General features: G+C 56.7%; 20 protein-coding genes. 13 read left to right on the top strand and 7 right to left on the bottom strand.

The genetic code is table 11. The annotated features are described in order from the left end of the window. Positions 1-15 precede the first annotated feature (15 nt). From uvrD to BY447_RS11375, 3 genes are all read left to right on the top strand, one after another. Positions 16-2,178: a DNA helicase II gene (gene uvrD, locus BY447_RS11365; RefSeq protein ID WP_033734817.1), complete on the top strand. Its 2,163-nt coding sequence runs from the start codon at positions 16-18 to the stop codon at positions 2,176-2,178. 302 nt (positions 2,179-2,480) lie between these two features. After that, positions 2,481-3,434: a magnesium/cobalt transporter CorA gene (gene corA / locus BY447_RS11370; protein WP_013359692.1), complete on the top strand. Its 954-nt coding sequence runs from the start codon at positions 2,481-2,483 to the stop codon at positions 3,432-3,434. A gap of 97 nt (positions 3,435-3,531) precedes the next feature. Beyond that, positions 3,532-4,584, top strand: coding sequence for an AbrB family transcriptional regulator (locus BY447_RS11375; RefSeq protein WP_110331158.1), 1,053 nt, complete (start codon positions 3,532-3,534; stop codon positions 4,582-4,584). Here the strand turns inward: BY447_RS11375 and rarD are convergent. Both rarD and BY447_RS11385 read right to left on the bottom strand, forming a co-directional pair. Next, positions 4,555-5,454 carry an EamA family transporter RarD gene (gene rarD, locus BY447_RS11380; protein WP_110331159.1) on the bottom strand — a complete coding sequence of 300 codons (900 nt, stop codon included), beginning with the start codon at positions 5,452-5,454 and terminating at the stop codon, positions 4,555-4,557. The two genes, BY447_RS11375 and rarD, sit on opposite strands and share 30 nt — an antisense overlap. Before the next feature lie 23 nt (positions 5,455-5,477). Continuing rightward, a complete protein-coding gene (locus BY447_RS11385; RefSeq protein ID WP_033734820.1) occupies positions 5,478-5,948 on the bottom strand; it encodes a thioesterase family protein in 471 nt (156 codons plus the stop codon). A gap of 194 nt (positions 5,949-6,142) precedes the next feature. Between BY447_RS11385 and pldA the strand changes: the two genes are divergently transcribed. The 4 genes from pldA to BY447_RS11405 all read left to right on the top strand — a co-directional run bounded on the left by pldA (position 6,143) and on the right by BY447_RS11405 (position 10,532). Then, positions 6,143-7,021 (top strand): phospholipase A, encoded by an 879-nt coding sequence (pldA, locus tag BY447_RS11390; protein WP_110331160.1) that lies wholly within the window; start codon positions 6,143-6,145, stop codon positions 7,019-7,021. Between the two features lie 24 nt (positions 7,022-7,045). After that, entirely contained in the window at positions 7,046-8,875 is a 1,830-nt protein-coding gene (recQ, locus tag BY447_RS11395; RefSeq protein ID WP_013359697.1) for an ATP-dependent DNA helicase RecQ, read from the top strand. 12 nt (positions 8,876-8,887) lie between these two features. Then, positions 8,888-9,511, top strand: coding sequence for a threonine export protein RhtC (gene rhtC / locus BY447_RS11400; RefSeq protein WP_110331161.1), 624 nt, complete (start codon positions 8,888-8,890; stop codon positions 9,509-9,511). Positions 9,512-9,722: 211 nt separating this feature from the next. Further along, complete coding sequence (locus BY447_RS11405) at positions 9,723-10,532, top strand: DUF1460 domain-containing protein (RefSeq protein WP_110331162.1); 810 nt, start codon at positions 9,723-9,725, stop codon at positions 10,530-10,532. Between the two features lie 45 nt (positions 10,533-10,577). Here the strand turns inward: BY447_RS11405 and rhtB are convergent, their stop codons facing one another. Beyond that, positions 10,578-11,201 carry a homoserine/homoserine lactone efflux protein gene (gene rhtB / locus BY447_RS11410; protein ID WP_010257290.1) on the bottom strand — a complete coding sequence of 208 codons (624 nt, stop codon included), beginning with the start codon at positions 11,199-11,201 and terminating at the stop codon, positions 10,578-10,580. A 112-nt stretch (positions 11,202-11,313) separates the two neighbouring features. On the opposite strand from rhtB, the gene pldB reads away from it, so the two are divergent. Further along, on the top strand, positions 11,314-12,306 hold the full coding sequence (gene pldB / locus BY447_RS11415) for a lysophospholipase L2 (RefSeq protein ID WP_033784430.1): 993 nt from the start codon (positions 11,314-11,316) through the stop codon (positions 12,304-12,306). Positions 12,307-12,358: 52 nt separating this feature from the next. Then, entirely contained in the window at positions 12,359-13,159 is an 801-nt protein-coding gene (yigL, locus tag BY447_RS11420; RefSeq protein ID WP_033784698.1) for a sugar/pyridoxal phosphate phosphatase YigL, read from the top strand. A 46-nt stretch (positions 13,160-13,205) separates the two neighbouring features. Here the strand turns inward: yigL and glpT are convergent, their stop codons facing one another. Next, complete coding sequence (gene glpT, locus BY447_RS11425) at positions 13,206-14,546, bottom strand: glycerol-3-phosphate transporter (protein ID WP_110331163.1); 1,341 nt, start codon at positions 14,544-14,546, stop codon at positions 13,206-13,208. Positions 14,547-14,920: 374 nt separating this feature from the next. On the opposite strand from glpT, the gene BY447_RS11430 reads away from it, so the two are divergent. Continuing rightward, positions 14,921-15,784, top strand: a complete 864-nt coding sequence (locus BY447_RS11430) for a carboxylate/amino acid/amine transporter (protein ID WP_107320144.1) — start codon at positions 14,921-14,923, stop codon at positions 15,782-15,784. Between the two features lie 219 nt (positions 15,785-16,003). Here the strand turns inward: BY447_RS11430 and BY447_RS11435 are convergent, their stop codons facing one another. Together BY447_RS11435 and metR are read right to left on the bottom strand one after the other, a co-directional pair. Continuing rightward, positions 16,004-16,483 (bottom strand): DUF1456 family protein, encoded by a 480-nt coding sequence (locus BY447_RS11435; RefSeq protein ID WP_013359705.1) that lies wholly within the window; start codon positions 16,481-16,483, stop codon positions 16,004-16,006. Positions 16,484-16,566: 83 nt separating this feature from the next. Continuing rightward, positions 16,567-17,493 (bottom strand): HTH-type transcriptional regulator MetR, encoded by a 927-nt coding sequence (gene metR / locus BY447_RS11440; protein WP_013359706.1) that lies wholly within the window; start codon positions 17,491-17,493, stop codon positions 16,567-16,569. A 144-nt stretch (positions 17,494-17,637) separates the two neighbouring features. Between metR and metE the strand changes: the two genes are divergently transcribed. Then, entirely contained in the window at positions 17,638-19,908 is a 2,271-nt protein-coding gene (gene metE / locus BY447_RS11445) for a 5-methyltetrahydropteroyltriglutamate--homocysteine S-methyltransferase (protein WP_110331164.1), read from the top strand. Positions 19,909-19,958: 50 nt separating this feature from the next. On the opposite strand, the gene BY447_RS11450 is transcribed toward metE, so the two are convergent. After that, positions 19,959-20,792, bottom strand: a complete 834-nt coding sequence (locus tag BY447_RS11450; protein WP_013359708.1) for a dienelactone hydrolase family protein — start codon at positions 20,790-20,792, stop codon at positions 19,959-19,961. Between the two features lie 304 nt (positions 20,793-21,096). On the opposite strand from BY447_RS11450, the gene udp reads away from it, so the two are divergent. Both udp and BY447_RS11460 read left to right on the top strand, forming a co-directional pair. Further along, entirely contained in the window at positions 21,097-21,858 is a 762-nt protein-coding gene (udp, locus tag BY447_RS11455; RefSeq protein WP_033734831.1) for a uridine phosphorylase, read from the top strand. Positions 21,859-21,950: 92 nt separating this feature from the next. Further along, a complete protein-coding gene (locus tag BY447_RS11460; protein ID WP_110331165.1) occupies positions 21,951-23,219 on the top strand; it encodes a tetratricopeptide repeat protein in 1,269 nt (422 codons plus the stop codon). The last annotated feature ends 45 nt before the right edge of the window (positions 23,220-23,264 follow it).

Here is a 23,264-nt window from a genome sequence, read left to right on the forward strand (position 1 = left end):
TGGTAAACGGTGCTTATGGACGTTTCTGAACTGCTCGACGGTTTGAATGACAATCAGCGCGCGGCCGTTGCGGCTCCGCGCAGTAACCTGCTGGTGCTGGCAGGTGCGGGCAGTGGTAAAACGCGGGTGCTGGTGCATCGCATTGCGTGGCTGATGTCAGTAGAGAACTGCTCACCCTATTCGATTATGGCGGTGACCTTTACCAATAAAGCAGCCGCGGAGATGCGTCACCGTATCGAGCATCTGATCGGCACCAGCCAGGGCGGGATGTGGATCGGGACTTTCCACGGTCTGGCGCACCGTTTACTGCGCGCCCACCATCTTGACGCCGGTCTGCCGCAGGATTTTCAGATCCTCGACAGCGAAGACCAGCTGCGTCTGCTCAAGCGCCTGATTAAATCAATGAACCTTGATGACAAGCAGTGGCCTGCGCGTCAGGGCATGTGGTACATCAACGGCAAAAAAGATGAAGGCCTGCGGCCAAAGCACATTGAAAGCTATGGCAATCCGATTGAGCAGACCTGGCTGCGCATCTATCAGGCCTATCAGGAAGCCTGCGATCGCGCCGGTTTAGTCGACTTCGCCGAGCTGCTGCTGCGCGCCCATGAACTCTGGCTCAACAAGCCGCATATCCTCAATCACTACCGCGAACGCTTTACCAACGTGCTGGTGGATGAGTTTCAGGATACCAACAACATTCAGTACGCCTGGATTCGGATGCTGGCGGGCGACAGCGGCCGGGTGATCATCGTGGGCGATGATGACCAGTCGATCTACGGCTGGCGCGGCGCACAGGTCGAGAATATTCAGCGCTTCCTGCAGGATTTCCCTGGTGCAGAAACGATCCGTCTGGAGCAGAACTACCGCTCAACCAATAACATTCTGAAAGCGGCTAACGCCCTGATCGCCAATAACAATGGCCGTCTGGGTAAAGAGCTCTGGACCGAAGGCAGCGATGGCGAACCGATCTCTATCTACTGCGCCTTTAATGAGCTGGATGAAGCGCGCTTCGTGGTCAACCGCATCAAGGTCTGGATGGAGAACGGCGGTGCGCTCAACGACTGCGCCATTCTCTATCGCAGCAACGCCCAGTCGCGCGTGCTGGAAGAGGCGCTGCTGCAGAGCAGTATGCCGTACCGTATTTATGGCGGCATGCGCTTCTTCGAACGTCAGGAGATCAAAGATGCGCTCTCCTATCTGCGTCTGATGGCGAACCGCAATGACGACGCCGCCTTTGAGCGCGTAGTGAATACCCCGACGCGCGGCGTGGGCGATCGCACGCTCGACGTGGTGCGTCAGACGGCGCGTGAACGTCAGATGACGCTGTGGCAGGCCACGCGCGAACTGCTGCAAAGTCGCGCACTGGCTGGCCGCGCCGCGTCTGCGCTGCAACGCTTCTGTGAGCTGGTCGATTCACTGGCTACCGAAACCGCCGAATTACCGCTGCATGTTCAGACCGACCGGGTTATCAAAGACTCCGGCCTGTGGCTGATGTATGAGCAGGAAAAAGGCGAAAAGGGTCAGGCGCGTATCGAAAACCTTGAGGAGCTGGTGACGGCAACGCGTCAGTTCAGCTATCAGGATGAAGATGAAGATCTGATGCCGCTGCAGGCCTTCTTATCCCATGCGGCGCTGGAAGCGGGCGAAGGTCAGGCAGACAAATGGCAGGATGCGGTTCAGCTGATGACGCTGCACTCGGCCAAAGGGCTGGAGTTCAGTCAGGTCTTTATCGTCGGTATGGAAGAGGGGATGTTTCCGAGCCAGATGTCGCTGGATGAAGGTGGACGGCTGGAAGAGGAGCGTCGTCTGGCGTACGTCGGTGTGACCCGCGCGATGCTCAAGCTGACGCTGACCTACGCTGAAACCCGCCGACTCTATGGTAAGGAAGTGTATCACCGGCCTTCCCGTTTTATCGGCGAACTGCCCGAGACCTGCATTGAAGAAGTGCGTCTGCGCGCCAGCGTCAGCCGTCCGGTCAACCATCAGCGGATGGGTGCGCCGGTGACCAAAAATGACAGTGGATTCGCGCTGGGCCAGCGTGTTCATCACGCAAAATTTGGCGAAGGCACCATCATTAATCTGGAAGGCAGCGGTGAGCACAGCCGCCTGCAGGTGGCGTTTCAGGGGCAGGGAATCAAGTGGCTGGTGGCGGCTTACGCGAAGCTGGAAACGCTTTAGCGCGCGGTTGACGGCTTTTTCGTCTCAGCGTAACATGCGCCCACTATTATCATAAGAGGACAATGCCTTGGACACGCCCAGTCGATGCTGGCTCAATGACCTGGATATCAGGCATTACATCTAAGGCTACCTCTTTACGCGGGTAGCCTTAGCGGTTATCAGCGACCTCCCTTTTTGATTCCGTCGCGCGAGTCAGCACTGATTTATCTTTGAAACTCTGTTTCCGTGTTCAGGCTGCCAGTTCCTTTTAAAGGAACGGCGGACCGCTTTGTCCCATTTAGTCTGCAATGGGGAGTATTGCTATGCTGAGCGCATTTAAACTGGATCACAGCCGCCTGACGCGACTGGAGCTGGAAGACGAAAACGACAAACTGACCACCTCCGTCTGGGTCGATCTGATCGAGCCGGAAGAGGGCGAACGTGACCGGGTGCAAACGGAGCTGGGCCAGAGCCTGGCAACACGGCCAGAGCTGGAAGATATCGAGGCCTCGGCACGCTTCTTCGAAGATGAAGATGGTCTGCATATCCACTCCTTCTTCTTCTATGAAGATGCTGACGATCACGCCGGTAACTCCACCGTGGCATTCACCATTCGTGAAGGCCGCCTCTACACGCTGCGTGAACGTGAGCTGCCCGCTTTCCGCCTCTATCGCATGCGTGCCCGTAACCAGACCCTGATCGACGGCAACGCCTTTGAGCTGCTGCTGGACCTGTTTGAAACCAAAATCGAACAGCTGGCGGATGAAATCGAGAACATCTACAGCGCGCTGGAGAAACTCAGCCGGGTGATCATGGAAGGTCAGCAGGGCGAAGAGTACGATCAGGCGCTGTCACGCTTAGCGGAACTGGAAGATATCGGCTGGAAGGTGCGTCTCTGCCTGATGGATACTCAGCGCGCCCTGAACTTCCTGGTGCGTAAAGCGCGCTTACCGGGTAATCAGCTGGAGCAGGCGCGGGAAATTCTGCGCGATATCGAATCGCTGCTGCCACATAACGAATCGCTGTTCCAGAAGGTCAACTTCCTGATGCAGGCGGCGATGGGCTTTATCAATATCGAACAGAACCGCATCATCAAGATCTTCTCGGTGGTCTCGGTAGTGTTTCTGCCGCCGACGCTGGTCGCTTCCAGCTACGGGATGAACTTCGAGTTTATGCCGGAACTGAAGTGGAGCTTCGGTTATCCCGCGGCTATCGGCCTGATGATTCTGGCCGGACTGGCGCCGTATCTCTACTTCAAACGTAAAAACTGGCTTTAGAAAAGCAACGGGCCATCTGAGATGGCCCGTTCTGCTGGCTCCCGTCCCGATTTCTGCGTACTCTGACCCTCCTGTTTTTACAAAAAATTAACTTCTTATGGACGCTTTTTCGTTACGCACGCAGTGGACGCTGCTGCTGCTGATTTCCGTATTGCTAGGTGCGGTGCTGCACTATTTTCACGTGCCTGCCGCGCTGCTACTGGGACCGATGATAGTGGGTGTGGTGATGGGCCTGTCGGGTGCCACACTGCGGATTGATAAACGATTCTTCCTGCTTGCCCAGGCGGTGCTGGGTTGCATGATTGCCCAGAGCCTCTCGCCTTCGATTCTGACACCGCTGATTCAGGACTGGCCGATCGTGCTGGCGGTGCTGCTGCTGACGCTGGCGGCCAGCGGCCTGTCCGGTTTTCTGCTGGTGCGCTTCAGTCATCTGCCTGGCCCGACCGGCGCATGGGGCTCGTCACCGGGCGGTGCTTCGGCAATGGTAGCGATGGCGGGGGACTTCGGCGCTGATGTGCGGCTGGTGGCGTTTATGCAGTATCTGCGGGTGCTGTTTGTCGCCTCGGCCGCCGCGCTGGTCGCGCGTATCGGGCTGGGCGATGAAGCGCACAGCATCTCGCTGCTCTGGTTTCCCGCGCTGAATTATGGCTTTGCCATTACGCTGGTGGTGATGCTGACGGGCGCGTGGCTGGGCACACGACTGCGCATTCCCTCTGGCGCATTACTGCTGCCCGCGCTGGCGGGTGCGGTACTGAACAGCAGCGAAATCGCAGTGCTACAGGTGCCGGAATGGCTGCTGGCCGTAGCCTATGCGCTGATTGGCTGGAGCGTGGGTTTACGTTTTACCCACCCGATTTTTCTGCTGGCACTGCGCACGCTGCCGCAGATGCTGGCGTCAATCTTCGGGCTGATGCTGTTATGTGGCGGGCTGGCGTGGATACTGACGCGCATGCTGGATATCGATCTGATGACGGCCTATCTCGCCACCAGTCCTGGCGGGCTGGACACGGTGGCGATTATTGCTGCGGGAACCCAAGTCAACATGGCATTTGTGATGGCGATGCAGACGTTGCGTCTCTTTACCATCCTGCTGACCGGCCCGGCTTTAGCGCGCTTTATTTCACGCTATGCACGCGCGGGAACGGAATGAAAATGCCACCGCATCGCAGACAAACACCAGCAGCGCCAGCCAGATAAAGCCAAAGGTCACCATCTTGTCTGGCGTGATAGTTTCACCGTAAAACACCACTGCCAGCACAAACATCAGCGTCGGGCCGAGGTACTGAAAGAAACCGACCGTTGAGAGGCGCAGCCGGCTGCAGGCCGCCGCAAACAGCATCAGTGGAATGGTGGTCACAATACCTGCTGCAATCAGCTTCAGGTTGAGACTCAGCGGGTTCGCCGATAAATGGCTGGTGGCGCTGTCGGCAAAGCCGAACAGGTAAATCGCCGCCAGCGGAAACAGCCACAGAGTTTCAATCAGCATGCCGCTCTGTGCATCGACCTGGATCTTTTTGCGCATCAGACCATAAACGGCAAAGCTCAGGGCCAGGCCGAGTGCGATAACCGGCAACGATCCAAACTGCCACAGCTGTACCAGCACGCCGACGGTTGCCAGCAGCACGGCCAGCCACTGCAGACGGCGAAAACGTTCGCGCAGAAACAGCATGCCGAACACCACGTTGATCAGCGGGTTAATAAAGTAACCCAGGCTGGCTTCCAGCATATGCTGATTGTTGACCGCCCAGATAAACAGCAGCCAGTTGCCGCCAATCGTCAGTGCCGTGATCGCCAGCAGCAGCACTTTTTTAGGCTGGCGCAATACGCTGCGAACGCCGGGCCAGCTGCGGCTCAGGGTAATCAGCAACAGCATAAAGAGTGCCGACCAGATCACCCGGTGCGTCATGATTTCTGTAGCGGGAACCTGTTTGACCAGCTTGAAATAGGCGGGTGCAATGCCCCAGATAAAGTAGGCGCCCAGTGCAAAGCCAACGCCCTGGCGGGTTTGTTGCGTATCCATATGCGATCCATTCAGTGGCGTGGTTAGCCGATAAGATAGGTGGCAGTAGCCGTGGCGATGTAATCACCCTGTTGATTGTGCAGCTCCACGCGCGCCACGGCGACTTTGTTACCGGCCCGCAGCAGGCTGCTGGTGGCGGTGAAGCGCTCGCCGCGTCCGGGACGCAGATAGTCAACGCGCATATCGATGGTACCCATGCGTGACAGACGCTGGCGCAGATCCGCTTCGCTGATGCTCTCCTGACGGGTTAACGCATTGCTGACACAGACCATGCCCGCAGCCACATCCAGTACCGATGCGATAACACCACCGTGCAGAATCTGCTGCGCCTGATTGCCCACCAGCATGGATTTATTATTGAAGCTGATTTCAGCGTAGTCTGCGTCAAGACGCATCAGCTCCAGGCCTAACGCCTGATTAAACGGCATGTGATAAACAAAAATTTCGCCGACCAACTGGCGAGCGTCCTGCGGTGTCAGCACGGGTGATGACATGATGATGTGTCCTGAAAAAATCGGGCCAGAGGGGCGCGGAACATGAATGAGTTGTGTATTCTATGCCGCCTGCGAGGGTGTTTCCAGTTTAAGAAATCAGCACTCATGCTCACTGCCATTTGCGTGTAGAATGGCCTGCTTTTTACAACACCCTTTCAGTTATTCTGATACGCAGCTGCTCACCGGAGAATTTTATGCGTAAGCATCGCGCCTTGCTGGCGGCAATGTTGATATTTCCTGCGCTGGCGCAGGCGGATGAAGCCCGGATTAAAGAGGTTCATGACGCGCCACAGGTTCAGGGCAGCATTATTGCTAACCTGCTGGAGAAGCATGATAACCCGTTTGTTCTCTATCCTTACGAGAACAACTATCTGCTCTACACCTATACCAGCGACCTCAATAAAGAGGCGATCTCCTCTTATAACTGGGGTGAAAACGCCCGCAAAGATGAAGTGAAATTCCAGCTCAGTCTGGCATTTCCGTTATGGCGCGGTATTCTGGGCGACAACTCGGTGCTGGCAGCCTCTTATACCCAGCGTTCCTGGTGGCAGCTGTCGAATAGTGCTGAGTCATCACCTTTCCGTGAGACCAACTATGAGCCGCAGATTTTTCTCGGCTGGGCGACCGACTACTCGCTGGGTGGCTGGACGCTGCGTGATGTCGAACTGGGTCTGAATCACCAATCTAACGGACGAAGTGACCCGACCTCACGCAGCTGGAACCGTGTCTATGCGCGTCTGATGGCGGAGAACGGTAACTTCCTGGCGGAAATCAAACCCTGGTATCGTATCCCTGAAGGGGCGAGCAGCGATGATAATCCCGACATCACTAAATATATGGGTTACTACCGCACCCGGCTGGGCTATAAGCTCGGCGACAGTATCTTCAGCGTAGAGGGCAACTATAACTGGAACAGCGGTTATGGCGGCGCGACAATGGGCTGGAGCTACCCTATCAGCGAGCACGTCCGCTTCTATACTCAGGTGTTTAGCGGCTACGGTGAATCACTGATCGATTACAACCATCGCCAGACGCGTCTGGGTGTGGGTGTAACGCTTAACGACTTGTTCTAATCCCTAACGTAAGACAGGAATCGCGTGGCAACCTCGGCAGTTCTTAATCAGGAAGCGCTGGCGCAGCAGGTATTGCAGGATACCTTCGGCTACCAGCAGTTTCGTCCCGGTCAGCAGACGATCATTAATGAGGCGTTGAGCGGACGCGACTGTCTGGTGGTGATGCCCACCGGCGGCGGTAAATCGCTCTGTTATCAGATCCCGGCGCTGGTGCGCGAAGGGCTGACACTGGTGGTGTCACCGCTGATCTCACTGATGAAAGATCAGGTCGATCAGCTGCTGGCGAACGGCGTGGCGGCAGCCTATCTCAATTCCACCATGACGCGCGATCAGCAGCAGACGGTGATGGCTGACTGCCGTACCGGCCGGGTTAAGCTGCTCTACATCGCCCCAGAACGCCTGATGATGGATAACTTCCTGGAAAGTCTGGCGCACTGGCAACCGGCGATGCTGGCGGTAGATGAGGCGCACTGTATTTCACAGTGGGGCCACGATTTCCGTCCGGAATATGGTGCACTCGGGAAGATGCGTCAGCGCTTCCCGGAATTACCGGTCATGGCATTGACGGCGACTGCGGACGAAACCACCCGCAACGACATCGTTAACCTGCTGCACATGCAGGATCCGCTGATTCAGATCAGCAGCTTTGACCGTCCCAATATTCGCTACACGCTGGTGGAAAAATTCAAACCCACCGATCAGCTGCTGCGCTACGTTCAGGATCAGCGCGGCAAATGCGGCATTATCTACTGCAACAGCCGGGCGAAGGTGGAAGACACCGCCGCGCGACTGCAAAGCCGTGGATTCAGCGTCGGGGCGTATCATGCCGGCATCGACAGCGAACAGCGTGCCCGCGTGCAGGAAGCGTTCCAGCGTGACGATCTGCAAATCGTAGTGGCGACCGTGGCTTTTGGCATGGGTATCAACAAGCCCAACGTCCGTTTTGTGGTCCACTTCGATATTCCGCGCAACATCGAGTCCTACTATCAGGAAACCGGACGAGCCGGTCGTGATGGTCTGCCCGCCGAAGCGATGATGCTCTACGATCCAGCCGATATGGCCTGGCTGCGTAAATGCCTGGAAGAGAAAGTGCCGGGGCCCTTGCAGGATATTGAGCGCCACAAGCTCAACGCCATGGGCGCGTTTGCTGAAGCACAGACCTGCCGCCGCCTGGTGCTGCTGAATTATTTTGGCGAGGGTCGCCAGCAGCCGTGCGACAACTGCGATATCTGCCTTGATCCGCCGAAACGGTATGACGGTCTGGTTGAAGCGCAAAAAGCGCTCTCCGGCATCTATCGCGTCGGCCAGCGGTTCGGCATGGGCTATATCGTTGAGGTCCTGCGCGGGTCCAACAACCAGCGCATCCGTGAACAGGGTCATGACAAACTGCCGGTTTATGGACTGGGCAAAGATCAGAGCCACGAACACTGGGTCAGCGTGTTACGTCAGTTAATCCATCTGGGGCTGGTGACGCAGAACATTGCTATGCACTCGGCATTACAACTCACCGAAGCAGCGCGGCCGGTGCTGCGCGGTGAAGTGCCACTGATGCTGGCGGTGCCGCGTTTAATCACCGCGAAAACAAAGAGCAGCGGTCCGGCGAAGTTTCACGGTGGTAACTACGATCGCAAACTGTTCGCTAAGCTGCGTAAGCTGCGAAAAGCGATCGCCGACGAAGAGAATATTCCGCCTTACGTGGTGTTCAATGACGCCACGCTGATAGAGATGGCAGAACAGATGCCGGTCAGCGCGTCCGAGATGCTTAGCGTCAACGGCGTGGGGCACCGCAAACTGGAGCGCTTTGGCAAACCCTTCCTGGTGATGATCAAAGAGCATCTTGATGATGAAGAGTAAAGGACACTAATCATGCTGATGTTATTCGCAACCGTGGCGCTGGTACATCTGGTGGCGCTGATGAGCCCCGGCCCTGATTTCTTTTTCGTATCGCAAACCGCCGCCAGCCGCTCGCGTAAAGAGGCGATGATGGGGGTACTGGGTATTACGCTGGGTATCGTTGTCTGGGCGGGCGTGGCGCTGATGGGCCTGCATCTGATCCTGGAAAAAATGGCGTGGCTGCATCAGATTATTATGGTCGGCGGTGGCCTCTATCTGCTCTGGATGGGCTGGCAGCTGATGCGCTCGGCGCGTCAGCGTCATAAGCAGCCGCAGCAGGATGAGCCGGTCGTAGAGTTGCCGAAACGCGGCATGAGCTTTCTCAAGGGCCTGCTGACCAACCTGTCGAATCCTAAAGCGATTATTTACTTCGGCAGCGTATTCTCGCTGTTCGTCGGTGACGATGTCGGTTCAGCAGAGCGCTGGGGTCTGTTCCTGCTGATTGTTGGTGAAACCTTTGCGTGGTTTACGCTGGTGGCGGCTATCTTTGCGCTGCCGCGGATCCGCGCGAAGTATCAGCGGCTGGCGAAGTGGGTAGATGGTATGGCTGGCGTTCTGTTCGCCGGTTTTGGTATCCACCTGATTATTTCGCGTTAAGCCCTAATGCCGGAGAGCGTGCTGCGCATCCGGCAGTCATTTCACCTCCTGTTGCCTCTTTCTGAACTTCACCTGGGTGACGGCTATCACAATCCAGGCCTGCTGACGTCTTTCTGCTGTCATCGCTGACAAAAAGTCACCCTTCGTTAATTAATGAAACCATCACCTCCGGTATGGTCGTATCGACGGACTCTTTTTCATGGAGAGGATGATGCGAGTAAAACCCCTTTTACTATTGTTTATCGCGGCCTGTATCAGCGCCTGCGCTTCCCCTGATGCTGCCCAAAATCGCGTCTCTGAAACGGCAGAAGGGGATAGCGTGTCGGCTATCCTGTCGCAGGCACGCCCGGCGTCAGAGCAGCCGCAGGGCGAAAGGATCAGCCAAATCTCTGCCGCGTTTCTCGGTACGCCTTATCAGGCGCATACGTTAACTGGTTCGATCAATACGCCGGAAGCGCTGGTGATCACTTTCAACGGAGTGGATTGTTTCACGCTGCTTGATTATGTCCAGGCGCTGAGCCGAAGCCATAACCGCGCCAGCTTTGAGGCTAGCCTGATTCGGACCCGCTACGCTGGCGGTGAGGTCAGCTTTCTGAAGCGCCGCCACTTCTTTTCCGACTGGTTCGCTGAGAACCCGCGCAATGCCGATGATGTCACCGGCACCCTCAGCCCGGATGCGGTGACGGTAGTGAAGCAGCTCAATCATCAGGCTCGTGGAAAAGAACAGGTGCCCGGTCTGGGTATCATTCCTCGCCGCATCACCTACATTCCGGCCCGGGCGATCACACCAAAGGTGCTGGCGCAGATCCAGACTGGCGATTACATCGGGGTTTACACCCCCGCGCAGGGGCTGGATGTCACGCATGCCGGAATTGCCGTCCGGCATGATGGCCGGTTGTGGTTCAGGAACGCCTCATCACTGGCCGTTAATCGCAGGGTTGTCGATACGCCGTTCAGGAAATATATGCGGTCGAAGCCTGGCATGATTGTGTTGCGTGCGGTGCCACTGACTGCACCGTAGCAGCGGTAAGGAAGAAATTGCGCGCCGGATTCGGCGCGTCAGGTCTTAAGCGATTTTTCTGGCGCTGGCCAGCAGTGCGCCCACCGCCATAAACAGCCCACCGAAAATACGGTTCATCAACTTCATCTGTTTTGGCCCTTTAATCCAGCCAGCAATGCGCGTTGCCAGCGTGGCGTAGCCAATCATCACGATGATATCGACCACCACGGTGGTCACGCCCAGCACCAGATACTGCATAAACAGCGGCTGATGCGGCTGGATAAACTGCGGGAACAGCGCCGCCAGAAAAACGATACTTTTCGGGTTGGTGAGATTAACCAGCACGGCACGTTTGAACAGGCGACGACGCGGCATCGCTCTGGCGACCGCATCCAGATCGATGCCGCCTGCTGAGCGCCACTGCTGAATACCCAGCCAGACCAGATAGGCTGCACCGGCCCATTTCAGAATTTCAAACGCCAGCAGCGACTGCGAAAACAGCGCGCCCAGACCGATACCGACCAGCACGATGTGCAACGCCAGGCCGACCTGCAGACCAGAGATAGAGGCCACCGTGCCGCGATAACCGTGGCTGATCCCGGTACTCATAGTATTGATTGCGCCGGAACCGGGCGACAGGCTGAGAATTGTGGTGGTAAGCAGGTAGGTCAGCCACCATTCGATGGTCATGGGTCAGGCTCTCTTTAGTCGCGGATTTGTGACACAATACGCCAGAAATAAGCGCGGCGCTACGGCCTGCGCAGGGCGTTCAGGACTCTGTATCCGGTCATCAGGAGGGCGAATGAATCAACACAAAGCCAGCTGGCTGCGACGGGAAAAAGCCTTTGCTGCCTTCGCCACCGGGCCGCTGCTCGATTTCTGGCACCGTCGGGAGGAGCTTGAGTTTACCGGCGTCGGCAATCTGACGCTGCGTTATGTTCGCTTCACATCGCCGCAACACAAGCGTGTGATCCTGATTGTGCCGGGACGCATCGAGAGTTACATAAAATATCCTGAGCTGGCGTACGATCTGTTTCACTGCGGATTTGATGTGGTGATCCTGGACCATCGCGGTCAGGGGCGTTCCGATCGCCTGCTGGAAGATTCACACCGCGGTCACGTGGCAGAATTCACGCATTACGTTGACGATCTTGAAACGCTCTATCTGAAAGAGATCGTCAGCGGCCATTACCAGCAGCGCTATGCGCTGGCTCACTCAATGGGTGGCGCAATCTTAACGCTGTTTCTGGCGCGTCAGCCGCAGGCGTTTCATGCAGTCGCGCTGGTGGCACCGATGTTTGGCATCGCCTTACCGTTGCCCTCTTTTCTGGCTCATCGTATCCTGGACTGGGCGGAGAAACGTCCAGCCTTACGCGATGGCTATGCGCTCGGCACCGGACGCTGGCGCGCGCATCCGTTTGGCATTAACCGGCTGACCCATAGCGCCGAGCGTTACCGGCGTAACCTGCGTTTTTATGCGGACGATCCGGCGATTCGTGTGGGCGGACCGACCTACCATTGGGTACGCGAAGGCATCCATGCGGGGCGCAACATCATCAGTCAGGTGGATAAGATCACTACGCCGCTGCTGCTGTTACAGGCTAGCGACGATCGGGTGGTCGACAATCGTTCGCAGGACCTGTTTTGTGCCGCGATGGCGGCGGCGGGTCATCCGTGTGAAGGTAATCAGCCACGGGTGATCGATGGCGCGCGTCACGAGATCCTGTTTGAAAAAGATGAGATGCGTGCCGAAGCACTCAATGCAGTGGTCGACTTTTTTTCATCGCACCACTGACGTTATTTATCCGACCGGTAAAAACCGGCAGAACCAGATACCCGAGGTTTTCATGTATCACATCGTTGCATCCGATCTGGATGGCACGCTGCTTTCTCCCGAACATCGCCTGACCCCTTTTGCACGTGAAACGCTGCAGCAGCTGGTCGCTAAGGATATTCACTTTGTCTTCGCCACCGGCCGTCATCATATTGATGTCGGACAGATGCGCGACAGCCTGGCGATTCCGGCTTATATGATCACCTCGAACGGCGCGCGCGTGCACAACGCAGAGGGCGAGCTGGTGTTCAGTCATAATCTGGATGAGGATATCGCCAGCGACCTGTTTGGCCTGCAGTATCATCACAGCGATATTCTGACGCACGTTTACCGCGACGATGAGTGGTTTGTCAGCCGTTCAAGCCCGGCTGAGCAGGACTATTTCCGCGAGTCAGTGTTCAACTATCAGGTCTATGAGCCGGGCCTGCTGCCAACCAGCAACATCAGCAAGGTCTTTTTTACCTGCGAAAACCCTGAGCATCTGATCCCAATGGAGCAGGCGATTGAAGCGCGCTGGGGCGATCGGGTTAACGTCAGTTTCTCGCTGCCAACCTGCCTGGAAGTCATGGCGGGCGGCGTGTCGAAAGGACATGCGCTGGAAGCGGTCGCGAAAACGCTGGGTCACTCGCTGGAGAGCTGCATTGCCTTTGGCGACGGTATGAATGATGTGGAGATGCTGAGCATGGCGGGCAAGGGCTATATCATGCAGAACGCCCATCAGCGCTTAAAAGATACGCTGCCGGAGCTGGATGTGATTGGTTCGAATGCCGATGATGCGGTGCCGCAGACGCTGCGCACGCTCTATCTTGCTTAAACAGCCTGCGTTAAAAGGGCCGGATAAACGGCCCTTTTTATTGCCGTCAGGCCAGGGTCTTTTTGTGTTTGTGTTCGCTGACCATGGTCAGTAACAGCAGAATAACCGCCAGCACACAGCCCGCAATCATCACCATAAAGCCGCCGTCCCAGCCGAAGTAATCGACGGTGTAACCGACAATGGCGCTGGCCGCGACCGAGCCACCCAGGTAACCGAACAGGCCGGTAAAGCCCGCCGCCGTCCCAGCTGCTTTTTTCGGTGCCAGCTCCAGCGCATGCAGACCAATCAGCATCACCGGACCGTAGATCAGGAAGCCAATCACGATCATGCAGGCCATGTCGACGCCAGGATTGCCCGCCGGGTTGAGCCAGTAAATCACGGTCGCAATGGTCACCAGCGTCATAAAGAATACGCCGGTCGCACCGCGATTACCCCGGAACACTTTGTCCGACATCCAGCCACACAGCAGCGTTCCCGGAATCCCCGCGTATTCATAGAGGAAGTAGGCCCACGACGATTTATCCAGCGTGAAGTGTTTGACTTCGCGCAGATAGGTTGGTGACCAGTCGAGGATGCCGTAGCGCAGCAGATAGACAAAGACGTTGGCCAGCGCGATGTACCATAGCAGCTTGTTCGGCAGCACATACTTCATGAAGATCTGTTTTGCCGTCAGCTCCTCTTCGTGGCTGGCATCATAGTCGGGCGGGTAGTCGTTTTTGTACTCTTCAATCGGCGGCAGGCCACAGGATTGCGGCGTGTCACGCATCAGTGCAAAGGCAATAATCGCAATGGCAATGGCACCAAACGCGGGCATATAGAGTGCCGATTTCCAGTCGTTGAACCACGCCATGCCGAGCAGGAAGAGCAGTGGCGGAATACCACCGCCCACGTTATGCGCACAGTTCCAGACCGAAACGATCCTGCCGCGCTCCTTCTGCGACCACCAGTGAACCATGGTGCGCCCACAGGGTGGCCAGCCCATGCCCTGGAACCAGCCGCAGATAAACAGCAGTACGAACATCACCATGATGCTGGAGGTCGCCCAGGGGACGAATCCCATGATAAGCATCACTGCTGCGGCCAGAATCAGGCCAGCCGGTAAGAAGACGCGCGGGTTTGATCGGTCAGAGACCGAGCCCATGATGAATTTTGAAAAGCCGTAGGCAATGGAGATGCCGGACAGGGCAAACCCGAGATCGCCACGTGAAAAACCCTGCTCGACCAGATAGGGCATGGCGAGTGCGAAGTTTTTTCTGACCAGGTAGTAGGCAGCATAACCAAAGAAGATCCCGATGAAAATTTGCCAGCGCAGACGACGGTAGAGCGGATCAACGTGATCCGCCGCCACCTGCGGCTGACGTTGTGCAGGTTTAAAAATACTCAGCATCAGTGAGGCCCTCCAGGGCACATTATGGTTTTTCATTCCCGGCAGGCTGGAGCAGGAAAGTGCAGAACAAAATGGATGCAGAATGTTCCATTTCGCGCAAAGAATAGTGTTAGTTGCGCAACGTTACTGTGATGAATGACACATTTGTTACAGTTTTATTACAGCAAGGGGCGGAAGTGATCACCGGATGGATCATTTCGCGCATTTTATCTGGCTGAAAACCTATTCTGTCGATTGATGTGTCAGGAAGTGTAAGCAGGCTATCCGGTCGGCTGTTTAATCGCCTGGATTATAATCAGATGTCAACCAGATTTCACAGCCTGACGGCGGCACATTGTTTACACTGTCGGCCTGTTAATTTCGGGGTCGTTGCCGTGTTTTTATTGATTATTACCACCATTCTGTGGGCCTTTTCGTTCAGCCTGATTGGCGAATACCTCGCCGGGCAGGTGGATAGCTGGTTCTCTGTGCTGATGCGGCTGGCGCTGGCTGCGCTGGTATTTTTGCCTTTCCTGCGCTGGCGGGGTTATCGCCCTTCGACGCTACTGCTGTATATGCTGGTAGGAATGCTGCAGCTGGGCGTGATGTATCTGCTGAGCTTCGAAGCCTATCTCTACCTTAGCGTGTCAGAATTCCTGCTGTTTACGGTGATGACGCCGCTCTATGTGACGCTGATTTACGATCTGATCAGCCGTCGTCCGCTGCGCATCGGCTACATCTTCAGTGCGTTACTGGCGGTAGCGGGCGCGGCCATTATTCGCTATGACAAAGTCAGCGATCATTTCTGGTTTGGTCTGCTGTTAGTACAGCTGGCTAACATCTGCTTTGCGGCAGGCATGGTGGGCTATAAGCGTCTGCAGGAGACCCGCCCAATGCCGCAGCATACGGCCTTCTCCTGGTTCTATCTGGGGGCGGTGTTGATTGCCGTCATCGCCTGGTGCGCCTGGGGCAACCCACAGAAGTTACCGACCACCTCATTGCAGTGGGGCATTCTGGTCTGGCTGGGCGTTGCGGCTTCCGGTCTCGGCTATTTTATGTGGAACTACGGTGCGACGCAGGTCGATGCCGGTACGCTGGGCATAATGAATAACATGCACGTCCCTGCCGGGCTGCTGGTGAATCTGGCTATCTGGCAGCAGAAACCGCACTGGCCGAGCTTTATTGCGGGCGCGCTGGTGATCATCGCCTCGCTGTGGGTGCATAAGCGCTGGGTGGTGGGGCGCGGTGACCGGTCATAAGGTGAAAGGGGTGCGCTGCCACAGACCATAAACAGGCTTTGAAAAGTGGCTGTTGAATGGGTGCCGCCTCCCGGGCTGGGGCGTCCGATCGCGAAGGAATCTCACCTCCCTGTCGATCGGCCGGGCCAGGGATGGCGAGGCCGTACTGTATGGATGCAGGCTTTCTTTGCGATCAGATGCGCCACCTCTGACCACGCAGGGGTCAGAAGCGATCAGAAATTAAGCTGGCTTCTCACTCTTAGGGCGCTGAATCATCGCCAGACCTTTCAGGAAGTTGCGCAGAATCTGATCGCCGCACTCGCGATAGTTTTTATGATCGGGCTTGCGGAAAATCGCGCCGACTTCCGCCTGCGAAACGGTAAAGTTCACGCGTTTGAGCACGTCAGGGATATCGGTGGTTTTTAAATCGAAAGCGATACGCAGTTTTTTCATGAAGATGTTGTTAGTCATTTTGCGTTCAATCGACGGTGCGGGCGCATCTTCACTCTTGCCGCGACGGTAAAAGATCAGGCCATTCAGGAAATAACCCATCAGCACATCGGGGCAGGGACGGAACGCCGCATCGTCATCTTTTTTCAGCCACGCCTGAATATCTGTCTGCGGCACGTCACATTCTGCCAGCGCAAAAATCTCCACCATTTTGGCATCGCTCAGGTTGAGCATGTAGCGCACGCTGCGCAGAATATCGTTGTTAGTCATGGTGAGATCTTCTCATGGTCAGTCAACAGGCTGCGCATTATAGGGGATTTTGCCCGCGTTCGCGCAGGTTTGTGCTGGCCGGATTACCGTTGCAACACCGTACCGGGCAGCGCGGCATCGCGCACAAATGGCAGATGCTCACAGGCGTGCTGACGGGCAAAACGGATAAACGCCTCCAGCACCGGCTGACGCTGCTCACCTTCACGTACGGCGGCATAAAGGCGGCTCCACAGACCCTCACCCAGCGTGCGCGTGACGACCAGACCCTGCTTCTCAAAACTCTCCACCACCCAGTGCGGCAGTGCGGCAATCCCCATCCGTGCCGACACCATCTGAATCATCAGCAGGGTGTTATCCACACTTTTCAGGGCCGGACTGACGCCAGCGGGCTGCAGGAAGTGACGCCAGATATCCAGACGCTGACGCTGCACCGGATAGATCATCAGCACTTCATCGGCTAAATCTTCCGGCGAAATCTGCTCAACCTGCGCCAGCGGATGATCCGTCGCCAGCACCAGCCGCACTTCATAATCAAACATCGGCGAGTAGAACAGGCCCGAGCGCGCCAGAATGTCGGAGGTCAGCACCACATCCAGCTCACCCTGTTGCAGAGCGGGCTGGGGATCAAAGGTCACACCCGATTTAAAATCCATCACCACCTGCGGCCAGCTCTGCCGGAATTTATCCAGCGCGGGCGTCAGCCACTGAATGCAGCTGTGACACTCAATCGCTACCCGCAGCGTGGTCTGATGCGGCTCATGGCAGGCCTGCAACGCCTGCTGAATCTGCGGCAGCACCTGTTCCGCCAGCTGCAGCAGAATATCGCCCTGCGGCGTAAAACGCAGTGGCTGACTTTTACGCACGAACAGGCGGAATCCCAGCCGCTGCTCCAGATCGCTGAACTGGTGAGACAACGCCGACTGCGTCTGATGAAGCTGGGCCGCCGCCGCTGCCAGCGATCCGGTATTGCGCAGAGCCTGAAGCGTCCGCAGGTGCTTGAGTTCGATCATGAGAGTCCTTCACATCGAAAATGAACATATTGCGCTTGAGCAACATACAGTACCCGCAGAGTATAGCAGTGTAAACATCTGGACGGCTAAACATCTTTGGCTGCCCATTTAAGCCAAAGTGAAAGATTATCTGGAGAACAGCATATGACTATCCTGAACCATACTCTCGGCTTTCCCCGTATTGGCCTGCGCCGTGAACTGAAAAAAGCCCTGGAGAGTTACTGGGCGGGCGACAGCACGCAGCAGGCGTTACTGGCAACGGGCCGCGAGCTGCGTGCCCGACACTGGCAACAACAGAAAGAGGCGGGTGTCGATCTGCTGCCGGTCGGCGATTTCGCCTGGTATGATCATGTGCTGACCACCAGCCTGCTGCTGGGTAACGTGCCCGCGCGTCATCAGAACAAAGAAGGGACCGTTGATCTCGACACGTTGTTTCGTCTGGGGCGCGGTCGTGCGCCGACTGGCGAGCCTGCGGCGGCGGCAGAAATGACGAAATGGTTTAACACCAACTATCACTACATGGTACCGGAATTTACTCAGGACCAGACCTTTAAACTGACCTGGACTCAGCTACTGGATGAAGTGGATGAGGCGCTGGCGCTGGGCCACAACATCAAACCGGTGCTGCTGGGACCGGTGACGTATCTGTGGCTGGGTAAAGTTAAAGGTGAGCCGTTTGAACGTCTGTCGCTGCTGGAAAGGATTCTGCCAGTCTACCAGCAGGTGCTGGCAGAACTGGCGAAGCGCGGCATCGAATGGGTTCAGATCGATGAACCCGCCCTGGCGCTGGAGCTGCCGCAGACGTGGCGCGATGCGTTTAAACCGGCGTATGACGCCCTGCAGGGGCACAGTAAGCTGCTGCTGACCACCTATTTTGACAGCATCGGCCAGAACCTTGATGTCATTCGTAAGCTGCCGGTACAGGGCCTGCATGTCGATCTGGTCCATGGCCACGATGATATTGAGCAATTGAATCAGCAACTGCCCGCCAGCTGGCTGCTGTCGCTGGGCGTGATTAACGGTCGTAACGTCTGGCGAGCCGATCTGAGCCGCTGGTTCAGCCGTCTGCAACCGCTGATCACTCAGCGTGAACAGGTATGGATTGGCTCTTCCTGTTCTCTGCTGCACAGTCCGATCGATCTGAGTGTGGAGACCCGGCTGGATGATGAGGTCAAAAGCTGGTTCGCCTTTGCGCTGCAGAAATGTGCTGAGCTTTCACTGCTGAGTCAGGCACTGAATAACAATGATGCGACGCTGCTGGACGCCTGGAGCGCACCGGTACGTGCCCGTGCTCACTCCCGCCGCGTGCATAATGCGGCGGTCGGACAGCGGCTGCAGGCCATTACGCCGCAGCACAGTGAGCGCCAGAACGCCTACCCGGTGCGGGCAGCGCTGCAGCGTCAGCGTTTCAATCTGCCCGCGTGGCCCACTACCACCATCGGCTCATTTCCGCAGACCACTGAAATTCGCGGCCTGCGCCTCGACTTTAAACAGGGCCGTCTCGACAGCAATCATTACCGCACCGGCATCGCGGAGCACATCAGACAGGCGATTACCGAACAGGAGCTACTGGGACTGGATGTGCTGGTGCACGGTGAAGCGGAACGTAACGACATGGTTGAGTACTTCGGCGAGTATCTGGAGGGATTTGTCTTTACCCAGAATGGCTGGGTGCAGAGCTACGGTTCCCGCTGTGTGAAACCGCCTGTGATCATCGGCGATGTCAGTCGTCCAGAGGCGATTACCGTTGAGTGGGCGAAGTATGCGCAGTCGCTGACCGACAAGCCGGTAAAAGGAATGCTGACCGGCCCGGTGACGATTCTGTGCTGGTCATTCCCGCGTGAAGATGTATCACGGGAAACCATCGCGAAGCAGATTGCCCTAGCGCTGCGTGATGAGGTGGAAGATCTGGAGAAAGCAGGCATTGGTATTATTCAGATCGATGAACCTGCCCTGCGTGAAGGTCTGCCACTGCATCAGTCTGAGTGGGCGGACTATCTGAACTGGGCGGTGGAGGCGTTCCGGCTGAATGCGGCGGTAGCGCGGGATGAAACCCAGATTCATACGCATATGTGTTACTGCGAGTTTAACGACATCATGGACGCCATCGCGGCGCTGGATGCGGATGTGATCACGATTGAAACCTCACGGTCTGACATGGACTTACTGCAGTCGTTCGAACACTTCGACTACCCGAATGAAATCGGCCCCGGCGTCTATGACATTCACTCGCCTAATGTTCCCAGCGTGGCGTGGATAGAGGCACTGTTGCTGAAGGCGGCGAAACGGATTCCGGAAGCGCGGTTGTGGGTGAACCCGGACTGCGGTCTGAAAACGCGTGGCTGGACGGAAACACGTCAGGCGCTGGCGAATATGGTGACGGCGGCAAAGAAACTGCGTGGTGAGACGGCGTAGGAAAGGGACCGGGTGGCAAAAACAGGGGCGCAGAAGCGCCCCTTGTTCATTTATTTTGCTGCCACGCCATACTGCCTGAACCAGGCCAGCATCCGCTGCCAGCCATCATTGGCTGATTCAGCATGGTAGCTCGGGCGGTAGTCAGCATTAAACGCATGTCCCGCCTCGGGATAGACGATGATCTCGGCGGTCGCATTGGCGGCATGCAGCGCCTGACGCATCTGCTCGACGCTCTCCAATGGAATACCGTCATCCTGACCACCATACAAACCTAACACCGGCGCACTCAAATCGACCGCAACATCAATTGGATGCTTCTGTTGCTTCAGCGTGCGTTCGCCGATTAATCGTCCATACCAGGCAACCGCGGCGCGTAGCTGTGGGTTATGCGCGGCGTAGAGCCAGGTAATGCGGCCACCCCAGCAAAAACCGGTGATGCCCATGCGACGGATATCACCGCCGTTACGTGCTGCCCAGTTAGCGGCATGATCGAGATCGGCCAGCACCTGCGTATCCGGCACTTTGCTGACCAGTTCGCTGAACAGGGTCGGGATATCGTTATACTCAGTCGGGTCGCCTTCGCGGAAATAGAGCTCAGGCGCAATCGCCAGATAGCCTTCCAGTGCCAGACGACGGCAGATGTCCCGGATGTGTTCATGGACGCCAAAGATCTCCTGCACTACCAGCACCACAGGCAATGGGCCTTCCGCTGAGTGCGGTTTTGCAAAAAACGCTGGCATGTTTTCGCCCTGGCTGGGCACTGAGGTTTCACCTGAGTGAATTGCCGGGCTTTCGGTAATAATGGTGGTAGAGGCGGTGGGCTGCACGGCAGGGGCAAAGCCGCCCGTCGCCGGTTTTTGTGCCATAGTGTCACTGGGTTTCATTATTCTCTCCGTGCAAGCATTTGCGCAATCACGTAACTATAGCCTGGCCGTAAAGCGTCTGCGTCCAGGTGTCGGGTAACAGAATCAGCAGCGAATAAAATCATCCACCTCTTTAACACTGCGCCGACCCTGACACAGCCTCGCTAAGGGCTATCCGGAAGAATAAGACGTAATTGTGTGATTAAGATCACATTTTATCTTTCGGGAAATGTAACTTTCATTTTCTTAAGTGAATGTTGTCACATATTTATCGAGCGTGCTGGCGTAGAGTACCGCGCTACCTTCCCTTAACAGGAGTCTGAAAATGACACAGTCTGACGTTTTCCATCTTGGCCTGACAAAAGCCGATCTGCAGGGCGCGACCCTGGCGATTGTGCCTGGCGACCCGGAGCGTGTGAAGAAAATTGCCGGACTGATGGAAGATGCCACGCATCTCGCCTCACACCGTGAATTTACCTCCTGGCTGGCAAAACTTGATGGTAAGCCGGTCGTGGTCTGCTCAACGGGCATCGGCGGTCCTTCTACATCGATTGCGGTCGAAGAGCTGGCGCAGCTTGGCGTGCGTACCTTCCTGCGTGTCGGTACCACAGGTGCTATCCAGCCACATATCAACGTCGGCGATGTGCTGGTGACCACCGCGTCCGTTCGCCTGGACGGAGCAAGCCTGCATTTTGCCCCGATGGAATTCCCGGCTGTCGCTGACTTCGCCTGCACCACCGCGCTGGTTGCCGCCGCTGAAGCTTGTGGCGCGAAAACCCACATTGGCATCACCGCCTCTTCTGACACCTTCTATCCGGGCCAGGAGCGCTACGACACCGTTTCAGGCCGCGTCGTCAGTCGCTTCAAAGGATCGATGAAAGAGTGGCAGGAGATGGGCGTGCTTAACTATGAGATGGAATCTGCAACGCTGTTAACCATGTGCGCCAGCCAGGGTCTGCGAGCCGGCATGGTAGCTGGCGTGATTGTGAACCGCACTCAGAAAGAGATTCCGGATGCGGTTACCATGAAGCAGACTGAAAGTGACGCAGTGAAGATTGTGGTCGAAGCGGCGCGTCGTTTATTATAACGCCTGCGTCTGGCAGCAGGTTTTTTGTCCAGACTCAAAACCTGTTGCCGGTAGTTAACGGCGCGTAACATCAGTGAAATCTGAGAGTTTTTATGCGCAATACGATTCCTGTCCGACGTCCTGTCCCTGGTGCTAATCCTGCGGCAATCAATGCCCGGCTGGAACGCAGTGCCGAACGTTTTCGCGCTGCCATGCAGGAGGGTGACCACGCGCTGGCTGCCCGGTGCTGCGAAGAAGTCTTGCGCTCAATGCCCAATCAGATGCAGGTGCTGAGCGACTACGCGCTCTGCCTGCTGCGTCTGGGTCAGTACAATAAATCGTACAAAATCTACCAGAAAATTTATCAGTCACCGCCCGCCGTGCAGGCCACGGCCTCTGAAACCTGGCTGGATGGCTTAACCGAAGTGTGCGGCTGGCTGGGCAAAAAGGAAGAGGTGGCACGTTTCGGTCTGGCGTCGCTGATGCGCTCTGATGCGCGTTTCAGTCAGGGACAGCGTGCCGCGTTTCCTGCTCCGCAACCTGAGCCTGTCGATCTCAGCCAGCCACATCAGAATGTCATCGCCTTCTGCCTGTATGGCGATCAGCCACGCTATTGCGAAACGCTGATTAAAAACGTTGAGGTGGCGCCTGAGTTCTATCCCGGCTGGGTTTGCCGCATCTACCTTGACGACAGCGTGCCGCAGCATGTCTGGCAGCGCCTGAACCAGCCACACGTCCAGCTGGTCGATATGTCTCACGAGAAAACGCTGTTTCCGACCCTGTGGCGTTTTCTGGTGCTCGACGATCCGACGGTGAAGCGCTTTATCGTGCGCGATGCCGACTCGCTGCTTTCGGAGCGCGAAGCGGCCGCGGTTAACGCCTGGCTGGCGTCGCCTTACTGGTTCCACCATATGCGCGACTACTTCTCTCATACCGAACTGCTGCTGGCGGGAATGTGGGGCGGCTGTCACGGCGTCTTTCACAACGTGGAACAGGCGATGCGCGATTTCATTGCCCGGTATCAGGGCAGCCAGCGCTTCACCGATCAATATTTCCTCAAAGTGGCGTTATGGCCGACAGTGCGTGAAAGCCTTCTGAGCCATGATGAGCTGTTCAGTTTTCATCAGGCCCGGCCGTGGCCTGATCATGCGCCCGTGCGCTGGCAGACGCCGCATTTCCACGTTGGCAGCAATGCCGGTTTTGCCAGTATGACCGGTAAATCCAGCGCCCCTGAGGGCAGCAGACAGCGCGTTGCGATCACCTCCGGCGAGACAACCTGGCATTATCTGGCGCAGGTCAAAAACGGCGAGTGGCTATTACCGATGCCATTCTTCCTGATTGATGAGTGGCAGGCTGGAAAGCTGACGGTAGCGGCCCTGTAAGGCGCTGAATGCCGGTAAATTTATCTGGACATTCATACAGTGCGA

Source organism: Pantoea sp. JKS000250, from assembly GCF_003201065.1.
In the GTDB taxonomy this organism is placed as follows: domain Bacteria; phylum Pseudomonadota; class Gammaproteobacteria; order Enterobacterales; family Enterobacteriaceae; genus Pantoea; species Pantoea vagans.

Bases quoted from the DNA above. Each gene is read 5' to 3' on its own strand.
- uvrD (WP_033734817.1), top strand. From the start codon at position 16: ATGGACGTTTCTGAACTGCTCGACGGTTTGAATGACAATCAGCGCGCG.
- corA (WP_013359692.1), top strand. From the start codon at position 2,481: ATGCTGAGCGCATTTAAACTGGATCACAGCCGCCTGACGCGACTGGAG.
- BY447_RS11375 (WP_110331158.1), top strand. From the start codon at position 3,532: ATGGACGCTTTTTCGTTACGCACGCAGTGGACGCTGCTGCTGCTGATT.
- rarD (WP_110331159.1), bottom strand. From the start codon at position 5,454: ATGGATACGCAACAAACCCGCCAGGGCGTTGGCTTTGCACTGGGCGCC.
- BY447_RS11385 (WP_033734820.1), bottom strand. From the start codon at position 5,948: ATGTCATCACCCGTGCTGACACCGCAGGACGCTCGCCAGTTGGTCGGC.
- pldA (WP_110331160.1), top strand. From the start codon at position 6,143: ATGCGTAAGCATCGCGCCTTGCTGGCGGCAATGTTGATATTTCCTGCG.
- rhtC (WP_110331161.1), top strand. From the start codon at position 8,888: ATGCTGATGTTATTCGCAACCGTGGCGCTGGTACATCTGGTGGCGCTG.
- BY447_RS11405 (WP_110331162.1), top strand. From the start codon at position 9,723: ATGCGAGTAAAACCCCTTTTACTATTGTTTATCGCGGCCTGTATCAGC.
- rhtB (WP_010257290.1), bottom strand. From the start codon at position 11,201: ATGACCATCGAATGGTGGCTGACCTACCTGCTTACCACCACAATTCTC.
- pldB (WP_033784430.1), top strand. From the start codon at position 11,314: ATGAATCAACACAAAGCCAGCTGGCTGCGACGGGAAAAAGCCTTTGCT.
- yigL (WP_033784698.1), top strand. From the start codon at position 12,359: ATGTATCACATCGTTGCATCCGATCTGGATGGCACGCTGCTTTCTCCC.
- glpT (WP_110331163.1), bottom strand. From the start codon at position 14,546: ATGCTGAGTATTTTTAAACCTGCACAACGTCAGCCGCAGGTGGCGGCG.
- BY447_RS11435 (WP_013359705.1), bottom strand. From the start codon at position 16,483: ATGACTAACAACGATATTCTGCGCAGCGTGCGCTACATGCTCAACCTG.
- metR (WP_013359706.1), bottom strand. From the start codon at position 17,493: ATGATCGAACTCAAGCACCTGCGGACGCTTCAGGCTCTGCGCAATACC.
- metE (WP_110331164.1), top strand. From the start codon at position 17,638: ATGACTATCCTGAACCATACTCTCGGCTTTCCCCGTATTGGCCTGCGC.
- BY447_RS11450 (WP_013359708.1), bottom strand. From the start codon at position 20,792: ATGAAACCCAGTGACACTATGGCACAAAAACCGGCGACGGGCGGCTTT.
- udp (WP_033734831.1), top strand. From the start codon at position 21,097: ATGACACAGTCTGACGTTTTCCATCTTGGCCTGACAAAAGCCGATCTG.
- BY447_RS11460 (WP_110331165.1), top strand. From the start codon at position 21,951: ATGCGCAATACGATTCCTGTCCGACGTCCTGTCCCTGGTGCTAATCCT.